We start from the raw sequence: 16,383 nt of genomic DNA, 5'->3' as shown, positions 1-16,383 counted from the left end.
AGGAGGATTTTGATGGAGAAAGTCTTTATATGGATTTTTTATGCCTTTCAGGTTTATATCATATTATTAACTTATTATTACAATATAATTTCACTATTTGGGCTTTCAAAGGTTGAGGAGGAAGAGGATAGGGAACCAAAAACAAGGTTTGCAATAGCAGTTGCAGCTCATAATGAGGAGAGGGTTATAGGTCAGATTATAGATAATCTTAAGTTGTTGGACTATCCAAAGGAATTATATGATGTTTATGTTATTTGTGATAATTGCAATGATAATACAGCTAATGTCGTAAGGGAAAAGGGAGCCTATGCCTTAGAAAGATTCGATCAAGTAAATAAGGGTAAAGGTTATGCGATAAAGTGGTTTTTGGAAAAGCTTTTTTCAATGGATAAACAATACGATGCAGTTGCCTTTTTTGATGCAGACAACTTAGTTTCTCCAAACTTTTTAAAAAAGATGAACAACAATATTTTAAAGGGATATAAAGTTATTCAAGGATATTTAGATAGTAAAAATCCTGATGATACATGGATTACAATATCCTATGCTCTTGCATACTGGACGATGAATAGAATGTTCCAGCTGGCAAGGAAAAAATTAAACCTTTATGCAGCCTTAGGTGGGACAGGCTTTGTGGTGACGACGGATGTTTTAAAGCAGATAGGCTGGGATGCCACAAGCCTTACTGAAGACCTTGAATTTACAATGAAATGTATTCTAAAGGATATAAAGACAGTTTGGGAGCATAATGTTAAGGTTTACGATGAAAAGCCTCTAACCTTTAAGGCATCCTTTAGACAAAGGGTAAGATGGCTTCAAGGCCATTGGGACTGTGCCTTTAGATATTCATGGCCACTAATAGTAAAAAGTATAAGAGAAAGAAACTTTGCAGCCTTTGATGCTTTTATATATCTTATTCAGCCTGCAAGGATATTAACCTATGGATTTGTCCTTGTAGCTGCAGGACTGAAGATATTTTTCCCAGGGCTATATTTTTCAAAGATAATATTTCCCTCATATTACTGGTATTTTAGCTTATTCTTTGGGTATGGTGTTCCTATTATAGTTCTTATTATGGAAAAAATATCCTTTAAAAGAATGCTTGGGCTTTTAGTTTATCCCTTCTTTGGACTGTCTTGGATTCCGATAAGCCTTTTAGGATTTATAAAACGAAAAGAAAAAAATTGGACCCATACTATCCATGCAAGGACGGTAAATTCTGAGGAATTTAAGGAGTTAATTCAAAAATAAGGAGGAGGAAGCGTGAAGGGATTTAAAAATATATTTCTTTATTATTTTATATTTTTAATTCTTATGCTATATAAACTTTTAGGTTTTAATTTAATGGTTAATATGAATATAAATATTAAAACCATATTTTCTGCATTAGGATTTATTTTGCTTCTTTTTGGTTTTCCGATGTTTTTTGAAAAAAGCATTCAGGTAAAGATATTATTTCTTATAAATATATTAATTGCATTTATTTTAACTGTGGATTTATTTTATTATGATTACTACAAAAGCTTTTTTACATTATTCTCACTAAGACAAGTTGGATTATTAGGAGAAGTTGTTAATTCATTAACTTATCTTTTTAAGGTGCAATATTTAATTTTAATAGCGGATGTTTTGCTAAGTATTTTTATCATAACGAGAAAAATTGGCTTCGATGAAGAAAAATTTGGCGATAAGGCAGTTAAGATGTTTGCGTTAATACTTTCAGGAATATTAATTTTAAATATAAATTTTTATCTTGCAAGAAAAAAGGACAAATGGGTTTTGACGGAAATGTATGATAAAAGGTTTATAGTAGAAAATACAAGCATATTAGGCTATCATTATTTTGATTTTAAAAAGTTTGCTAATGAAAATAATTTTATAAAAATAATAGATTCGGCAAAGGCAGCTGAGATTAAGGAATTTTTTAATAAAAAGAAAAATGGAGAAAAACCTAATTATTATGGAAAGTATAAGGGAAAAAATTTAATTATTGTTCAACTTGAGGCCTTCCAATACTTCCTTATCGATAAAAAAATAAACGGAGTTGAAGTTACACCAAACTTAAACAAATTAGCAAGGGAAGAAATCTATCTTTCTAATTTTTACTATCAAATTTCTAATGGTGGGACATCCGATGCAGAATTTGCAGTAAACACATCGTTGCTTCCTTTATCAAATGGAGCAGTTTATTATTTATACCCTTACAATAACTATGAATCCATTGCTAAACATTTAAAGGACCTAGGATATTTTACAAGCGTTATGCACGGCAATGACGAATCCTTCTGGAATAGACCCTCCATGTATAAAAGCTTAGGATTTGATAAATATGAAAGTATAAATGACTTTACTTTTGAAGAAAAGATTGGGCTTGGTTTAGCCGACGATAGCTTCTTTAAACAGGCGGTAGGAAAGATGAAGGGATATAATAAACCCTTTTATTCCTTTTTAATAACCCTATCTAGCCATTACCCATATAGGGATAAAAAGTTTGAGGAGTTTGATGTAGGAAATCTAAAAGGAAGTCTATTAGGGAATTACCTTCAAAGTGCCCATTATGTTGATAGGACCCTTGGAGATTTTGTTGAAAATCTAAAAAAGGAAGGGCTTTGGGATAACTCTGTTGTAATCTTTTATGGTGATCATCATGCGATTCCTTATGGCAACAAGGAGGAACTTGAAAGGGCAATTGGAGAAAAAATAAATGACGATTATGACTGGACCTTAAATCAAAGGGTTGTTGCAATAATGCATGTCCCTGATTTTGAAATAAAAGGACAAATCGACAAGGTATGCGGCCAGGCGGATTTGGCACCGACCATTGCAACGCTTTTTGGATTTGAACTTGAAAAGTCATTAGGGAAGAATATATTTTCAAATGAAAAAGGCTATGTAATATTCCCTGATGGAAGCTTTATCTATGATGACTATATGTATCTTCAGCAAAAGGGTGAAATGGTAGATAAGGATACGAAAAATAAAGTAAATGAGTATTATATTATTGAGATGATGAAAAAAATGTATGATTATTCATCTTTGATAATAAGAAATAACCTCTGAAATGACCACCTCAAAAATGAGGTGGTCATTATGTTAAAATATCAGAAAATATGATATAATCATAAAAAAGTTTTAGGAAAATAGTAAAAGGAGAGGTAGGATGAGATACGATATAGTTGCAACATGTGCCTTTGGAATAGAAGGAATACTTAAGGAGGAGCTTTTTAAGCTTGGAATAAAAGATATTTTTGTTGATAACGGTAAGGTAACTTTTAAAGGGGATGAAGAAGATATTGTAAGATGTAATATTTGGCTGAGAACTGCTGATAGAATTTTAATAAAAATAAAGGAGTTTAAAGCTGAAACCTTTGAAGATTTATTTCAAGGAACAAAGGCGGTAAATTGGGGAGAAATACTTCCTAAGGATGCAAAAATTCATGTTGTTGGAAAGTCTGTTAAGTCAAAGCTCTTTAGCGTATCCGATTGTCAAGCTATAGTTAAAAAGGCAATAATAGAATCTATGAAGAATAAATATAAAATAGAGTGGTTTGAGGAGAGCGGACCTACATATAAAATAGAAATTTCGCTTTTAAAGGATATTGCAACCCTCACTTTAGATACATCAGGGATAGGACTTCATAAAAGGGGATACAGAGAAATTGCTGGAGAGGCACCCCTTAAGGAAACCTTGGCATCAGCCCTTGTTTATTTAAGCAGGTGGACTCCTGATAGAATTTTAGCGGATCCCTTTTGTGGTTCAGGAACTATCCTTATTGAAGCTGCCATGATTGGTAAAAATATAGCACCGGGACTTAATAGGGAATTTGCAGCAGAAAAGTGGCCTAACTTCAATAAAAGGATTTGGGAGGAGGAAAGAAAAAGGGCAAGGGAGGAGATTAACGACAAAGAATTTTTACTTTTAGGCTCAGACATTGACGGAAAAGTTTTAAAGGTTGCAAGGGAGAATGCCAAAAAGGCTGGAGTAGAAAAGTTCGTTGCCTTTCAAAAGCTTCCAATGGAGGATTTTAGGTCAAAGAAAAAATATGGAGTTATAATTACAAATCCTCCCTATGGTGAAAGGCTTATGGAAAAAAGGGAGGTTGAGGGACTTTATAAGAGGATGGGAGAAGTTTTTTCAAGGCTTGATTCTTGGTCCTTTTTCATATTAACAGCCCATCCAGAGTTTCAAAGGCACTTTGGCAAGAAGGCAGACAAAAATAGAAAGTTATATAATGGAAAGCTTTTATGCTACTATTATCAATATTTTGGACCATTGCCGCCCAAAAAATAAAGGAGTGGTAACCACTCCTTTAGAAGGTGCCAAGATCTGTTTTAACCTGCTGTATATCCTGAGGTGAAGCAGGTTTTGCTGCCTTGTAGTATCCCTTTTGTTCAGCTATTTTATAAAGGTCATATTGGAACTGTTCGTCTGAATTTCTTATCTGCTGTAGAGTGCTTCTTAGCTGTGCATTAGTGCATTGGGCTATGGCATTGGCGTAGTTTGTTAGGCTACTGTTTATCATAGAAAGTGCATCGTTTACAAGAGCCTTTTCGTTGAGCATTATAAACCCTCCCTATTGTAAGAATGAAAGAAGCTTTTGTTTAGTATTTCTTGCGCTTTGTGCCGCTTGAGTAAACATCTGCTTTATTTGAGGATCGGTTGCCATCTGGGCATATGAGTCAAACTTTTGGGCAGCTGTGTCGTGTTGCCCTATCAAGTGCCTTAAATTTTGAAGTTCCAGTTGATTAAGCTGTGCCATATGAACACTCCTTTCATTATTTTTCATTATTATTTTTGTCAAATAAAGTCGAAATAATACAAGTAAAAATTGGGGGGATTTGGATGAAAAAAGCTTTGTTTACATATGATTACGGAAAGGAAAAGATGAGTTTAATTAAAGAATTAGGCTATGATGTGATAATTAAAGAAGAAAAGGGTTTATTTTATTCTGAGGAATTAAAGGATGTTGAGGTTTTAGTCTGCTATGATCCCTTTTCAACACTTGATATCACTAAAATGGAAAAACTAAAGTGGATTCAATTATCAAGTATTGGTATCGATCAGGCGCCAATTGATTATATTAAAGAAAAGGGAATAATTCTTACAAACAACAAGGGAGGATACAGCATTCCAATTGGAGAATGGATTGTTATGAATATCCTTCAGCTTGCAAAAAATAGCATAAAGTTTTTTGAAAAGCAGAAAAATAAGATTTGGAGGATAGACACATCTATAATAGAAATATATGGGAAAACAATTGGGTTTATAGGAACTGGAACTTTAGCCATTGAAGCTGCAAAGCGATTACAGGGTTTTGGAGTTAATATACTAGGTCTCAACTCCAATGGAAGAAACGTAGAGGGATTTAATAAATGTTTTTCAAAGGATGTGATGGATGATATGCTAAGGCTTTGCGATTTTGTTGTAGTGACAATTCCGTATACAAAGGAGACGCATCATTTAATAAATAAAGAAAGATTTAATGCTATGAAGGATGGAGTATATTTTATAAACGTTGCAAGGGGAAGCGTTGTTGATGAAGGGGAGCTTATTAAAAATTTAAAAAGCGGAAAAATAAAGGGTGCAGCCCTTGATGTTTTTGAGGAGGAACCTTTAAAGGAGGACAGCCCTCTTTGGGATATGGAAAATGTATATATAACCCCCCATAACTCTTGGGTATCGGAGATGAGGAACGAAAGAAGGTTTAAACTTATATATGAAAATATGAAAAAATATGTTGAAGGGGAGAAGCTATTGAATATAGTCGATTTACAAAAAGGCTATTAGAATCGACAAATTTTAAAATTAAAAATTTTTTAAATATTATTGAAATTTAATGATGATTAATGTTAAAATATAAAAAAGCTTATTTTTTGGGGGGTATCTTAATGGAAAATGGACAAAAGAGAAAACCAAGTGTTTGGGAGGCTCTAATCCCAGTCGTTGCACTCGTTGCAATTCTTTCCTTCTCAATTTTAAAGTATGAGGCAAGTCCGCATATTCCGCTTATATTTTCGGCAATCATTGCAGCCTTTATGGCAATGAGGGTTGGGCTTAAGTGGAATGAAATTGAAAAGGGTATTATTGACACAATCGGAATGTCAATGCAGGCAATCATAATCCTTATGATCATAGGAACAGTTATAGGTGCATGGATTCTTTCAGGAACAGTTCCTGCTATGATATACTATGGTCTTAAGATATTATCACCTGGAATTTTCCTTGTTGCAACTTTAATAATTTCAAGTATAGTATCCCTTGCAACAGGAAGTTCATGGACTACTGCAGGAACAGTAGGTATTGCCCTCATTGGAGTTGGACAAGGCCTTGGAATTCCACTACCAATGGTTGCAGGGGCAGTTGTATCAGGCGCATACTTTGGAGATAAGATGTCTCCATTATCAGATACAACAAACCTTGCACCTGCTATGGCTGGTGCAACGCTTTTCGACCACGTAAGACACATGATATTCACAACTGGTCCAAGCTATTTAATAGCTTTAGTAGTTTATGCAATATTAGGTGCTAAATTTGCGGGAAGACAGCTTGATGTTGCTCAAATAAATCAAATACTTGATGCGCTTTCAAAGCAGTTTAATATAAGCATATGGCTTTTAATCCCACCTATAGTGGTTATAGTAATGGTTGTTAAAAAGGTGCCTGCAATTCCAGGTCTTTTGTCAGGAACTATCTTAGGTGCAATTTTTGCAGTTATATTCCAAGGCAAAGGATTTGGAGATATATTATCAGTTCTTAACGATGGTTATGTTTCAGAAACAGGATTTAAGATAGTTGATGACCTTTTGACAAGGGGTGGACTCCAGAGCATGATGTATACAGTATCATTGATCCTTTGTGCTATGACCTTTGGAGGAATAATGGAAAAGGCAGGCTTCTTGGAAGTTCTTGCTGAAAAGCTACTTAGCTTTTCAGATAGCGTTGGAGCCCTTGTTACTGCAACCATCTTTTCAAGCATATTTACAAATATAGTTGCAGGTGACCAATACCTTTCAATAGTTATTCCAGGAAGAATGTTTAAAAAGGCCTTTGATAAGAAGGGCTTACATCCAAAGAACCTTTCAAGGTGCCTTGAGGATGCAGGAACTTTAACATCGCCTCTTGTTCCATGGAATACCTGTGGTGCCTTCATGATGGGGGCATTAGGAGTTCATCCATTTGCATATCTACCTTATGCGGTTTTAAATTATGTTAACCCATTTGTATCCATATTCTATGGATTTACAGGTATTACTATGGAAAAGGTAAAACCTGAGGAAAAGGTTACAATAAACGCATAATATAAGGCCCTAAAGGGTTAAACCTTTTAGGGCCTTTATTCATATATTGAAACGAATTTAATTGAATAAAGGTCGCACATAACTTTAAAGTTTGTAGCAATTTCCCTAATTACTACATAGCTTATACCAACTTCTAAAAGGATTCCTTCCTTGTCTATAAACATATCTGTTCCAATCAAAAAGTCTATTTTTACCTTTTTCCCAATTTGTGTTCTTAAATAAGCCTGTGTATAGCCTATGTCCTTTAGAGTCGGTTCCATCTGTGCCTCTGCTACATCGATAGGTTCAAAGGGTTGCTGCCTAAAGTATTCATAGGGACACATCATGGCAGGACTAAAATATTGAGGAACAAAATAATTCATTTCTTTTGTTTCGTTAACTTGATTTTCTTTTTTAGACATAAAGAACCTCCTTATATATTAATATCAAGTTTGGGCATACAAAGGAGTTGGAATATAAAAGCAATGCTGGGCAATCCTTGTTATATATTGCCCTGTTCTGTTAGGAGGAAAATAGTAGGCACATGTGGGCTTAAATGGATTATAATACCAAAGTGCAAAGCCTATACCTGAATACTTGTTGCCGGAAAGGGCCCAATCTGCTATCCAGTAGTGATATTTATCGGGTGGTTTTGCCCATATATTTTGATAATTGGGCTGGCCGTATACCTTTACCATAGCGCAGGTAAATTGACGGGGCTGAAGGATAACCTTTCTAAGATCTCCCTGGCATACCCTTCTATATTCCCCATAGGTTACATTAACCCTATTCATAACAACACTTGCAACGGCCTTCATGCCTATTTCGCCTTCACCCTCAGCCTCACATCGAACAAGCCTTGCAAGAAGTTCTCTTGCCGAAAAGGACATACAATCACCAAAACAAAAAGCTTTAATAATAATATATTCTTAAAATTAGTTTAAAGTTACTTTATTGAATAAATTTTTTTTAAAATATATAATTTATTTGTCTAATAAATTATATGAAGGGAGAAAAACTATTATGAGAATATATACATGGAATGTAAATGGGCTAAGGTCTATTTTAAAAAAGGGGTTTTTGGATTTTATAAAGGATGAGGATCCGGATATTCTATGTCTTCAGGAGACAAAGCTTCAGGAGGAACAAATAGATGATGAGATTAAAAACCTTAAAGGATATTATAAATATTTTAGCTTTGCAAATAAAAAGGGATACAGCGGTGTTGCAATTTTTACTAAGGTGGAACCAAAGAATATCTATTACGGGATTGGAATAGAAGAATTTGACACAGAAGGAAGGATTTTAATTGCTGAATATGAGGATTTTATACTTTTTAATATATATTTTCCTAATGGCAAAATGAGCGATGAAAGATTGGATTATAAACTAAGGTTTTACGATGCCATTATGGATTACTCGAAAAATCTTTTAGAAGAAGGTAAAAATCTAATTATATGTGGTGATTACAACACAGCCCATAGGGAAATAGACCTTAAAAATCCAAAGCAGAATGAAAAGTCCTCAGGTTTTTTACCGATAGAAAGGGAATATATAGATAGATTTTTAGAGATAGGCTTTATTGATGCCTATAGACATTTTTATCCTGATAAAATCGAATATACCTGGTGGAGCTATATGTTTAAGGCAAGGGAGAAAAATGTAGGCTGGAGAATAGATTACTTCTTTGTTTCAAATAATTTTATATCAAAGATAAAAGACGTTGAAATTTTAACCCATATTCACGGCTCAGACCACTGTCCAGTTAAACTAACTATTTAATCTGAGGCTCGGAAAATCCGAGCCTCAGATTGTAGACAAAGCCTCTTTGGTATTCAGGCTTTGCAAGAGCCCCGTGAATGGATTTCAAAAAGGCATCTCTCATGAGCTTTAGCAATTCTTGTTTTTCGACTTTTCAAAAGTCCGTAATTCTGCACACGGACGTGCAGAGCCGAGTGGCCGACACGGATGTCGGCTCACGAGGGTAGGACTTTTGAAAACAAAGAAAAGCTTAGAATTGCTTAGCGAAATGAGCGAATGCCAGGGAAATCCTTCACGGGGCTTATCAAAAAACAACTTTTTCAACATTCTAAGGCTCGGATTTTCCGAGCCTTTTTTGTATATTTTTACATTTTAAAGTTAAAAATATATTAGTGTAGGTCAAAAGGAGTGGTTTTTATGAAGGTTGGGATCCCAAAGGGACTTTTATATTACAAATACAAGCCTTTTTTTACGACTTTTTTTGAGGAACTCGGTGCAGAGATAATCGAATCTCCAGATACCAATAAGGAAATACTTGATCTTGGGGTTAAACTTTGCACCGATGAGGCATGCCTTCCTATTAAGGTTTTCCACGGACATGTGGAAAAGATAAAGGATAAGTGTGATTTGATTTTGGTTCCAAGGATTATGCAGGTTGAAAAGAGAGAGTTTATCTGCCCTAAGTTTTGTGGAATCCCTGAGATGATCGAAAACAACATAAAGGATTTACCCTTAATAACAAAGGCACCTATATACTCCTATTCAGCAGATAAATTTATAAATTGGGCCTATGAAACGGGAAAACTATTTACAAAAAGCTATGTAAAAATACAAAAAGCCTTTGAGGATGCATTAAAGGAGCAGAATAATTTTAAAGAAGGAATAGATCATGAAGGTTTTCAATATAAAATTGCCCTCATTGGCCATACCTATAACATCTACGATAAGTTTATAAATATGAATCTTATAAAAAAATTAAACGGATTTGGAATTGGTGTTATCACCCATGAAGTAGTGGATGATAGTATTAAACATATGGAAATTAAAAAGCTTTTTAAAAGGCCCTTTTGGACCTTTGCAAGGGAATACTACGGCTTTGCATCGTATGCTGTAAAAAATAAGTTGATTGATGGAATTATTTATTTATCCTCCTTTGCCTGTGGAATTGACTCTGTAATAGTGGAGCTTTTAAAGCTTGAGTTTGAGGATGTTCCCTTTTTGCTTCTTAAAATTGACGAACACACAGGGGAGGCAGGATTTGATACAAGGGTTGAGGCATTTGTAGATATGTTGACGAGAAGAAAAAGGGGGAATCTTGCTTGAAGGTTACATTTCCTCACATGGGCAACGTATATATAGGTGCAAAATTTTTAATGGATGGACTTGGAATCGACTATGTGATTCCGCCCTTTAATAGTAAAAGGGCACTCGAGATTGGAAGTTTGTATTCTCCGGAGGAGATATGCCTTCCCTTTAAAATAATGATGGGGAATTATATAGAAAGCATTGAAAGGGGAGCGGATACGATAATTTTGACAGGCAGCTGCGGCCCCTGTAGATTTGGTGAATATGCAGAACTTCAAATGAAAATATTAAAAAAATTAGGTAAAAACTTAGATTTTATTGTATTGGATTTGCCATCCGATATAGGATTTGATGAATTAAAAAGAAGAATAAATAAGATTTCCTCCCAAAGCCCAAAATCGAAAAAGGAAAAATACATGGCCCTTGTAAATGCCTATAGGATAATAGGGCTTATAGATGCTCTTGAGGCAAAGGCCCACGAAAGGGCAGGATATGAAGTAAACAAGGGAGAATGCAAATGCCTTTTAAATGAATGCAAAAGAAAACTATTAGACACAAATAATCCTAAAGAGGCAATATCGATTTTAAAGGAATACCACAAAAAAATGGATGAAGTTGAAATAAGCAGAGAAAAAAATCCCATTAGGGTTGCTATAATAGGAGAAATTTATACTATAATCGAGCCCTTTTCTAATCTATATATAGAGGATAAGCTGATGGAAATGGGAGTTTCAACTAAAAGGACCTTAAGCCCAAGTTGGTGGGTTTACAATACTGTTCTTTTAAGTCCCTTTGGACTTACTGCAAAGAGGATCAGGGATGCGGCAAAGGAGTATTTGCCTTTAGGAGTTGGAGGACATGGACAGGAATGCGTTGGAGAGGCTATTTTGTCCTATGAGGAGGGTTTTGACGGCGCTATTCAAATTTTCCCATTAGGATGTATGCCGGAGATCGTCTCAAAATCAATTTTGCCTTCTATAGCCAGGGATAAAAATTTCCCTATCTTAAGCCTTGTTGTGGATGAAATGACTGGGGAGGCAGGATATCAAACAAGACTTGAGGCCTTTATAGACCTTTTGGAAAGGAGAAGGGGATATGTATTATCTGGGAATTGATGTTGGATCAGTCAGCACAGATATAGTTGTGATAGATGAAAATTTTAATGTTGTGGAAAGCGTTTATTTAAGGACAAAGGGAAGGCCTATTAAGGCAGTTCAGGAGGGCTTTAAAATTATAAAGGACAAAGTTAAAAGCGCTGATATTGCAGGAGTTGGAACTACAGGAAGCGGAAGACACATAGCAGCCTTTTTAGTTGGTGCTGATGTTGTTAAAAATGAAATAACATCCCATGCAGTCGCTGCATTGAGTTTGGATAAGGATGTAAGGACTATAATTGAAATAGGTGGACAGGATTCAAAGATAATTACATTAGAGAATGGAATGATAACGGATTTTGCAATGAACACCGTTTGCGCAGCTGGAACGGGATCTTTTTTGGATAGGCAGGCTGAAAGGCTTGAAATCCCGATAGAGGAGTTTGGCGATTATGCATTAAAATCTAAAAACCCTGTAAGAATTGCAGGAAGATGTGCTGTTTTTGCGGAGTCTGATATGATTCACAAGCAGCAGCTAGGGTTTGCTGTCGAGGATATTATAAGGGGACTTTGTGAGGCCCTTGTTAGAAATTATCTTAACAACGTAGCAAAGGGAAAGGATATTAAAAGCAAAATATTTTTCCAGGGTGGAGTTGCAGCAAATAAGGGAATGAAAAGGGCCTTTGAAGAGGCTTTAGGATGCGAGGTTTTTGTTCCGAAGCATTATAATATGATGGGTGCAATAGGTGCCGCAATCCTTTCTGCTGAAAAGCGGAGCAAGTGGACCAATTTTAAAGGATTTGAAATCGCCGATGTAAATTATGAAACGGCAAGTTTTGAATGCAACGGGTGTTCTAACCTTTGTGAAGTTGCGGTTATAAAATGTGAAGATAAGGTAATCGGGTATTTTGGTGACAGATGTGGAAGACATAGTGGCAAAGTTGCCGTATAATTCTAGTTTAAACTCACTTGTTTTTCAAAAAAATAATATTGAGAAAAACAAGGGGGTGATGATATGCATCTTATTCCATTTAGTCCCTTCAATGAACTTGAAAGATTAAGAAGGGATGTCGATGATGTATTTAAAAGCTTTGACCTTTATGAAAGACCAAGGGTTGATGTCTTTGAAGATGAAAAAGAGGTCAAAGTTGTTGCTGAAATTCCAGGAATATCAAAGGATGATATAGACATTACGGTATATGATGATTCTGTAAGGATTACTGGCGAAGTTAAAAGGTCAAGCGAATTAAAAGAAGAAAACATTAGAAGAAGCGAAAGGTTCTACGGAAAGTTTACAAGAACCGTCCCTCTTCCATCGGAGGTAAAATCCGATGAAGCAAGGGCAGACTATAAGGATGGAGTATTAACTATAACAATTCCAAAAAGATTTGAGGCAAAAAGCTCTGGTAAAAAGATATAATTATCCTGATGAGCTGCAAATTTGCAGCTCATTTTTTATGAAATATTAATTTTCAAAAAATTAATATTTGTTGTATTGAAATTTGCATATTATAGTATTATCATATTTTTATAAAATAATTTAAAGATAAATGATAATTTTTAAATTAAATTAGGATTATATCGAAATATAAAATTAAATTTTTAAAAATATTTCGCTGATAGGGGGATAAGGCAATGTCAAAAATTACACAATCCTTTGGAGTAAACGTTTTTAATGACGTTGTTATGAGGGAGAGACTACCTAAAAGTATCTATGTTAAACTTAGAAAAACCATTGATGAGGGTGTTGCTTTAGATGCTGAAGTTGCAGAGGTTGTGGCAAATGCTATGAAGGATTGGGCAATCGAAAAGGGAGCAACCCACTTTACCCACTGGTTTCAGCCTATGAACGGAAGAACAGCGGGCAAATTGGAGTCCTTTATATCGCCTAAAAAGGAAGGCACTGCAATAACTGAGTTTTCTGGAAAAGAGCTAATAAAGGGAGAACCTGACGCTTCAAGTTTCCCAAATGGAGGACTAAGAACCACCTTTGAAGCAAGGGGTTATACTGTTTGGGACTGCACCTCTTATGCCTTTTTAGTAGAGGATGAAGGTGGAGCAGTTTTATATATTCCAACAGCCTTTTGTTCATATACTGGAGATGCACTTGATAAAAAGACACCTCTTTTAAGATCCATGGAGGCCGTATCGAAAGAAGCTTTAAGGGTATTAAGGCTTTTAGGCAATGGCGTATCTTCAAGAGTAATTCCAATGGTTGGAGCAGAGCAGGAGTATTTTTTAATTGATAAGGAGATTTTTAAAAGGAGAAAGGATTTAATTTATGCCGGAAGAACGTTAATTGGTGCAAAGCCGCCTAAGGGACAGGAGCTTGAGGATCATTATTTTGGAAGTATCAATGAAAAAGTTGCAGCATTTATGAAGGAAATAGATGAGGAACTCTGGAAGGTTGGAGTTTCAGCAAGGACGAAGCATAAGGAGGTTGCACCAAATCAATATGAAATTGCACCGGTATTTACTAATGCCAATGTTGCAGCGGATCATAATCAGATTATAATGGAAACTCTATTGAAGGTTGCCAATAGGCACGGTCTTGTTTGCCTTTTACATGAAAAGCCCTTTAAGGGAGTTAACGGTTCTGGAAAGCATGTAAACTTTTCTTTAATGACCAACGATGGAATTAACCTGTTTGACCCAGGGAAAACGCCCCACGATAATCTTCAATTTTTACTTTTCCTTGCAGCGGTTATAAAGGGAGTTGATGAGTATCAGGATCTTATAAGAATTTCAGCTTCAAATCCAGGAAATGACCATAGATTAGGGGCCAATGAAGCACCTCCTGCGATTGTTTCTATATTTTTAGGTGAACAATTGACGGAAATATTAGAACAAATTGAAAAGGGAGAGATTATAAGTTCAAGAGGGAGAGAAAAATTAGAAACTGGAGTTATAACTTTGCCGGTGCTTAAAAAGGATACAACGGATAGAAATAGAACTTCACCCTTTGCCTTTACAGGGAATAAGTTTGAATTTAGAATGGTGCCATCATCTGCGTCAATATCAGATGCAGTGACAGTATTAAATACGATTTTAGCTGACAAATTAGGGGAATTTGCAGATAGATTGCAAAATTCAAAGGATGTAATAAAGGAAGCAAAGAATATAATAAGGGAAACAGTAAAAGAGCATAAAAGGATAATTTTCAATGGTGACGGGTATTCAAAGGAATGGATTGAAGAGGCTGAAAGAAGAGGCCTTTTGAATTTAAAAAGTTCAGTTGATGCAATAAAGTATTTGATTAGCAAGAAAAATATGGATTTATTTGAAAGGCATAAGGTGTTAAATAAAAATGAGATTTTTTCAAGATATGAGGTTATGCTTGAAGGATATATAAAGCAGCTTCTGATTGAAGCAAGGACTATGGTGGAGATATTTGTAAAGGATATAGTTCCTTCCGTTTCAAGATATATGAAGGATCTTGCAAAGGCTTCATTTGAACTTAAAAACATGGGATTTAATGCTGAAGTTCAACTTGATTTATTAAGGACAATAGATGAACTTTTTAAAAGAGCAAATAACCAATGCGATGCCTTAAAAAAATTAATTTCTCAGGCAGAATCCTTCGAGGAGGATTCCTACAACAAAGCATGCTTTATAAAGGATAATATTTTTACCCAAATGGAAACATTAAGAGAACTAATCGACGATCTCGAGAAGATACTCGACAGAAACTATTGGCCGATGCCCACCTACGGCGATATTATGTTTAACTAGGGACGGTTCTTAATTGTTTTATAAATTCTGCAATTTTTAAAAGGCTGTCGGGCTAGTTTTTAACCCGAGCAGCCTTCACTTATATTAGAAGGATTGAGTTTGTGTTGAATAATTAAATTGTTTATTTCTAGACTGAGGCTTAAATCCTTTCAAAAGTCTACTTTTTAAAGGAGCCTTTCCGTCCCAATTTTTTAGTTTTTCTTCAAAATTTTGAAGAAGTTTGTTTGCTTCATCTTGTGTTAACTTTCCGTTTTTAACAAGATTATTTAGCTTTTCTTGGAAATGTTTTTTAGCTATTTCCTTTTTCTTATCTAGACTTAGATTATTATATTTTTCCCTTAAATTTAATTCAAACTTAAAGGGGGAACTTCCATCCCATTTTGATAAACTTTCTTTTAAGTTGTTTAACATTTTATCAGCTTCGTCCTGAGTAATTACCCCATCTTCAACAGCAGTTTTAATTCTATTCTCAATTCTTTTTTGAATAAGATTCTTCTTTTCCTCTAAAGTTAAATCTTTAAACTTTCCGTTAAACTGTTTGCCAAACTCACCCTTTGGTCTTAATTTGAAACAATCAGCATAAAGCTTAGAACCATTAAATTTGCTTGTAAATTTTTCTTTGAAAGTAAATCCTTTTGCAAAGGCCAAAGATGTCGTGCTTGTTAAAGCAATTGCAATTGCTAATGATAATGCTAATTTTTTCTTCAAAATTCTACACCTCCTTTTTAAATTTTCTTTTTTATTGTATTATTATATTACCCCTGTATTATGGCAATTTTGTGTCAAAAATATTAAAAAAAGTTAACAAAGGGACGACAGATTGTAGACAAACTCTCATTGGTTTTTAGACTTTGCAAGAGCCCCGGAAGGATTAGAAAAGGCATCTCTCATTAGCTCTAGCAATTAGAATTGCTTAGCGAAATGAGCGAATGCCAGGGAAATCCTTAACGGGGCTTATCAAAAAACAACTTTTTCAACAGTCTGCCGTCCCTAAAGGAGGCTATGTTATGGCAATAAATAGTAATTGCAAAAAATGCCCCTATTATAATTCAAAAAAATGTGACGGAAAGGATGTAAACTGCATTTGCAGATTTTGCCCAAGGAACCTAGGGCTTTGTATTGCGACAAAGTGGTGCAAGGAAACTGAATCATCTATTGTTTTTGAATAAAACAATGGAAAAGTTTAATTACCTTTTTAAGGGACGGTTCTTAT

General features: G+C 34.9%; 16 protein-coding genes. 11 read left to right on the top strand and 5 right to left on the bottom strand.

Features of this window, described 5'->3' with window-relative positions; genetic code table 11:
* The first annotated feature begins 12 nt into the window (after positions 1–12).
* The 3 genes from CAAU_RS01370 to CAAU_RS01360 all read left to right on the top strand — a co-directional run bounded on the left by CAAU_RS01370 (position 13) and on the right by CAAU_RS01360 (position 4,291).
* A complete protein-coding gene (locus CAAU_RS01370; protein ID WP_008907645.1) occupies positions 13–1,251 on the top strand; it encodes a glycosyltransferase family 2 protein in 1,239 nt (412 codons plus the stop codon).
* Positions 1,252–1,263: 12 nt separating this feature from the next.
* The gene (locus CAAU_RS01365) at positions 1,264–3,060 is read left to right on the top strand and encodes an LTA synthase family protein (RefSeq protein WP_008907644.1); all 1,797 of its coding nucleotides are present in this window, start codon (positions 1,264–1,266) and stop codon (positions 3,058–3,060) included.
* Between the two features lie 100 nt (positions 3,061–3,160).
* Positions 3,161–4,291, top strand: coding sequence for a THUMP domain-containing class I SAM-dependent RNA methyltransferase (locus CAAU_RS01360; RefSeq protein ID WP_008907643.1), 1,131 nt, complete (start codon positions 3,161–3,163; stop codon positions 4,289–4,291).
* A gap of 19 nt (positions 4,292–4,310) precedes the next feature.
* Here the strand turns inward: CAAU_RS01360 and CAAU_RS01355 are convergent, their stop codons facing one another.
* Entirely contained in the window at positions 4,311–4,562 is a 252-nt protein-coding gene (locus CAAU_RS01355) for a spore coat protein (RefSeq protein WP_008907642.1), read from the bottom strand.
* 12 nt (positions 4,563–4,574) lie between these two features.
* On the bottom strand, positions 4,575–4,760 hold the full coding sequence (locus CAAU_RS01350; protein WP_008907641.1) for a hypothetical protein: 186 nt from the start codon (positions 4,758–4,760) through the stop codon (positions 4,575–4,577).
* 83 nt (positions 4,761–4,843) lie between these two features.
* On the opposite strand from CAAU_RS01350, the gene CAAU_RS01345 reads away from it, so the two are divergent.
* Both CAAU_RS01345 and nhaC read left to right on the top strand, forming a co-directional pair.
* The gene (locus CAAU_RS01345) at positions 4,844–5,788 is read left to right on the top strand and encodes a phosphoglycerate dehydrogenase (RefSeq protein WP_008907640.1); all 945 of its coding nucleotides are present in this window, start codon (positions 4,844–4,846) and stop codon (positions 5,786–5,788) included.
* A 101-nt stretch (positions 5,789–5,889) separates the two neighbouring features.
* Positions 5,890–7,299, top strand: coding sequence for a Na+/H+ antiporter NhaC (nhaC, locus tag CAAU_RS01340; RefSeq protein WP_008907639.1), 1,410 nt, complete (start codon positions 5,890–5,892; stop codon positions 7,297–7,299).
* Positions 7,300–7,334: 35 nt separating this feature from the next.
* Here the strand turns inward: nhaC and CAAU_RS15535 are convergent, their stop codons facing one another.
* Both CAAU_RS15535 and CAAU_RS01330 read right to left on the bottom strand, forming a co-directional pair.
* On the bottom strand, positions 7,335–7,700 hold the full coding sequence (locus CAAU_RS15535) for a hypothetical protein (RefSeq protein ID WP_008907638.1): 366 nt from the start codon (positions 7,698–7,700) through the stop codon (positions 7,335–7,337).
* Positions 7,701–7,724: 24 nt separating this feature from the next.
* Entirely contained in the window at positions 7,725–8,168 is a 444-nt protein-coding gene (locus CAAU_RS01330; protein WP_008907637.1) for a cell wall hydrolase, read from the bottom strand.
* 133 nt (positions 8,169–8,301) lie between these two features.
* Here CAAU_RS01330 and CAAU_RS01325 point away from each other — a divergent pair, with 133 nt between their 5' ends.
* The 6 genes from CAAU_RS01325 to CAAU_RS01300 all read left to right on the top strand — a co-directional run bounded on the left by CAAU_RS01325 (position 8,302) and on the right by CAAU_RS01300 (position 15,170).
* Complete coding sequence (locus tag CAAU_RS01325) at positions 8,302–9,060, top strand: exodeoxyribonuclease III (protein WP_008907636.1); 759 nt, start codon at positions 8,302–8,304, stop codon at positions 9,058–9,060.
* A 396-nt stretch (positions 9,061–9,456) separates the two neighbouring features.
* A complete protein-coding gene (locus CAAU_RS01320) occupies positions 9,457–10,362 on the top strand; it encodes an acyl-CoA dehydratase activase-related protein (protein WP_008907635.1) in 906 nt (301 codons plus the stop codon).
* On the top strand, positions 10,359–11,459 hold the full coding sequence (locus tag CAAU_RS01315; RefSeq protein ID WP_008907634.1) for a 2-hydroxyglutaryl-CoA dehydratase: 1,101 nt from the start codon (positions 10,359–10,361) through the stop codon (positions 11,457–11,459). Before CAAU_RS01320 ends, CAAU_RS01315 begins: the two co-directional genes overlap by 4 nt.
* The gene (locus tag CAAU_RS01310) at positions 11,440–12,390 is read left to right on the top strand and encodes an acyl-CoA dehydratase activase (protein ID WP_008907633.1); all 951 of its coding nucleotides are present in this window, start codon (positions 11,440–11,442) and stop codon (positions 12,388–12,390) included. The genes CAAU_RS01315 and CAAU_RS01310 overlap by 20 nt, the downstream gene beginning before the upstream one ends.
* 63 nt (positions 12,391–12,453) lie before the next feature.
* Positions 12,454–12,858: an Hsp20/alpha crystallin family protein gene (locus CAAU_RS01305; protein WP_008907632.1), complete on the top strand. Its 405-nt coding sequence runs from the start codon at positions 12,454–12,456 to the stop codon at positions 12,856–12,858.
* Positions 12,859–13,073: 215 nt separating this feature from the next.
* Positions 13,074–15,170: a glutamine synthetase III family protein gene (locus CAAU_RS01300; RefSeq protein ID WP_008907631.1), complete on the top strand. Its 2,097-nt coding sequence runs from the start codon at positions 13,074–13,076 to the stop codon at positions 15,168–15,170.
* 84 nt (positions 15,171–15,254) lie between these two features.
* Here CAAU_RS01300 and CAAU_RS01295 read toward each other — a convergent pair whose 3' ends face one another.
* Positions 15,255–15,878: a hypothetical protein gene (locus CAAU_RS01295; RefSeq protein WP_008907630.1), complete on the bottom strand. Its 624-nt coding sequence runs from the start codon at positions 15,876–15,878 to the stop codon at positions 15,255–15,257.
* Between the last annotated feature and the right edge of the window lie 505 nt (positions 15,879–16,383).

Source organism: Caloramator australicus RC3 (genome assembly GCF_000297115.1).
Classification (GTDB): Bacteria; Bacillota; Clostridia; order Clostridiales; family Caloramatoraceae; genus Caloramator; species Caloramator australicus.
The sequence above is the reverse complement of the archived record's forward strand: the minus strand, read 5'-3'. Positions and strand labels throughout refer to the sequence as shown.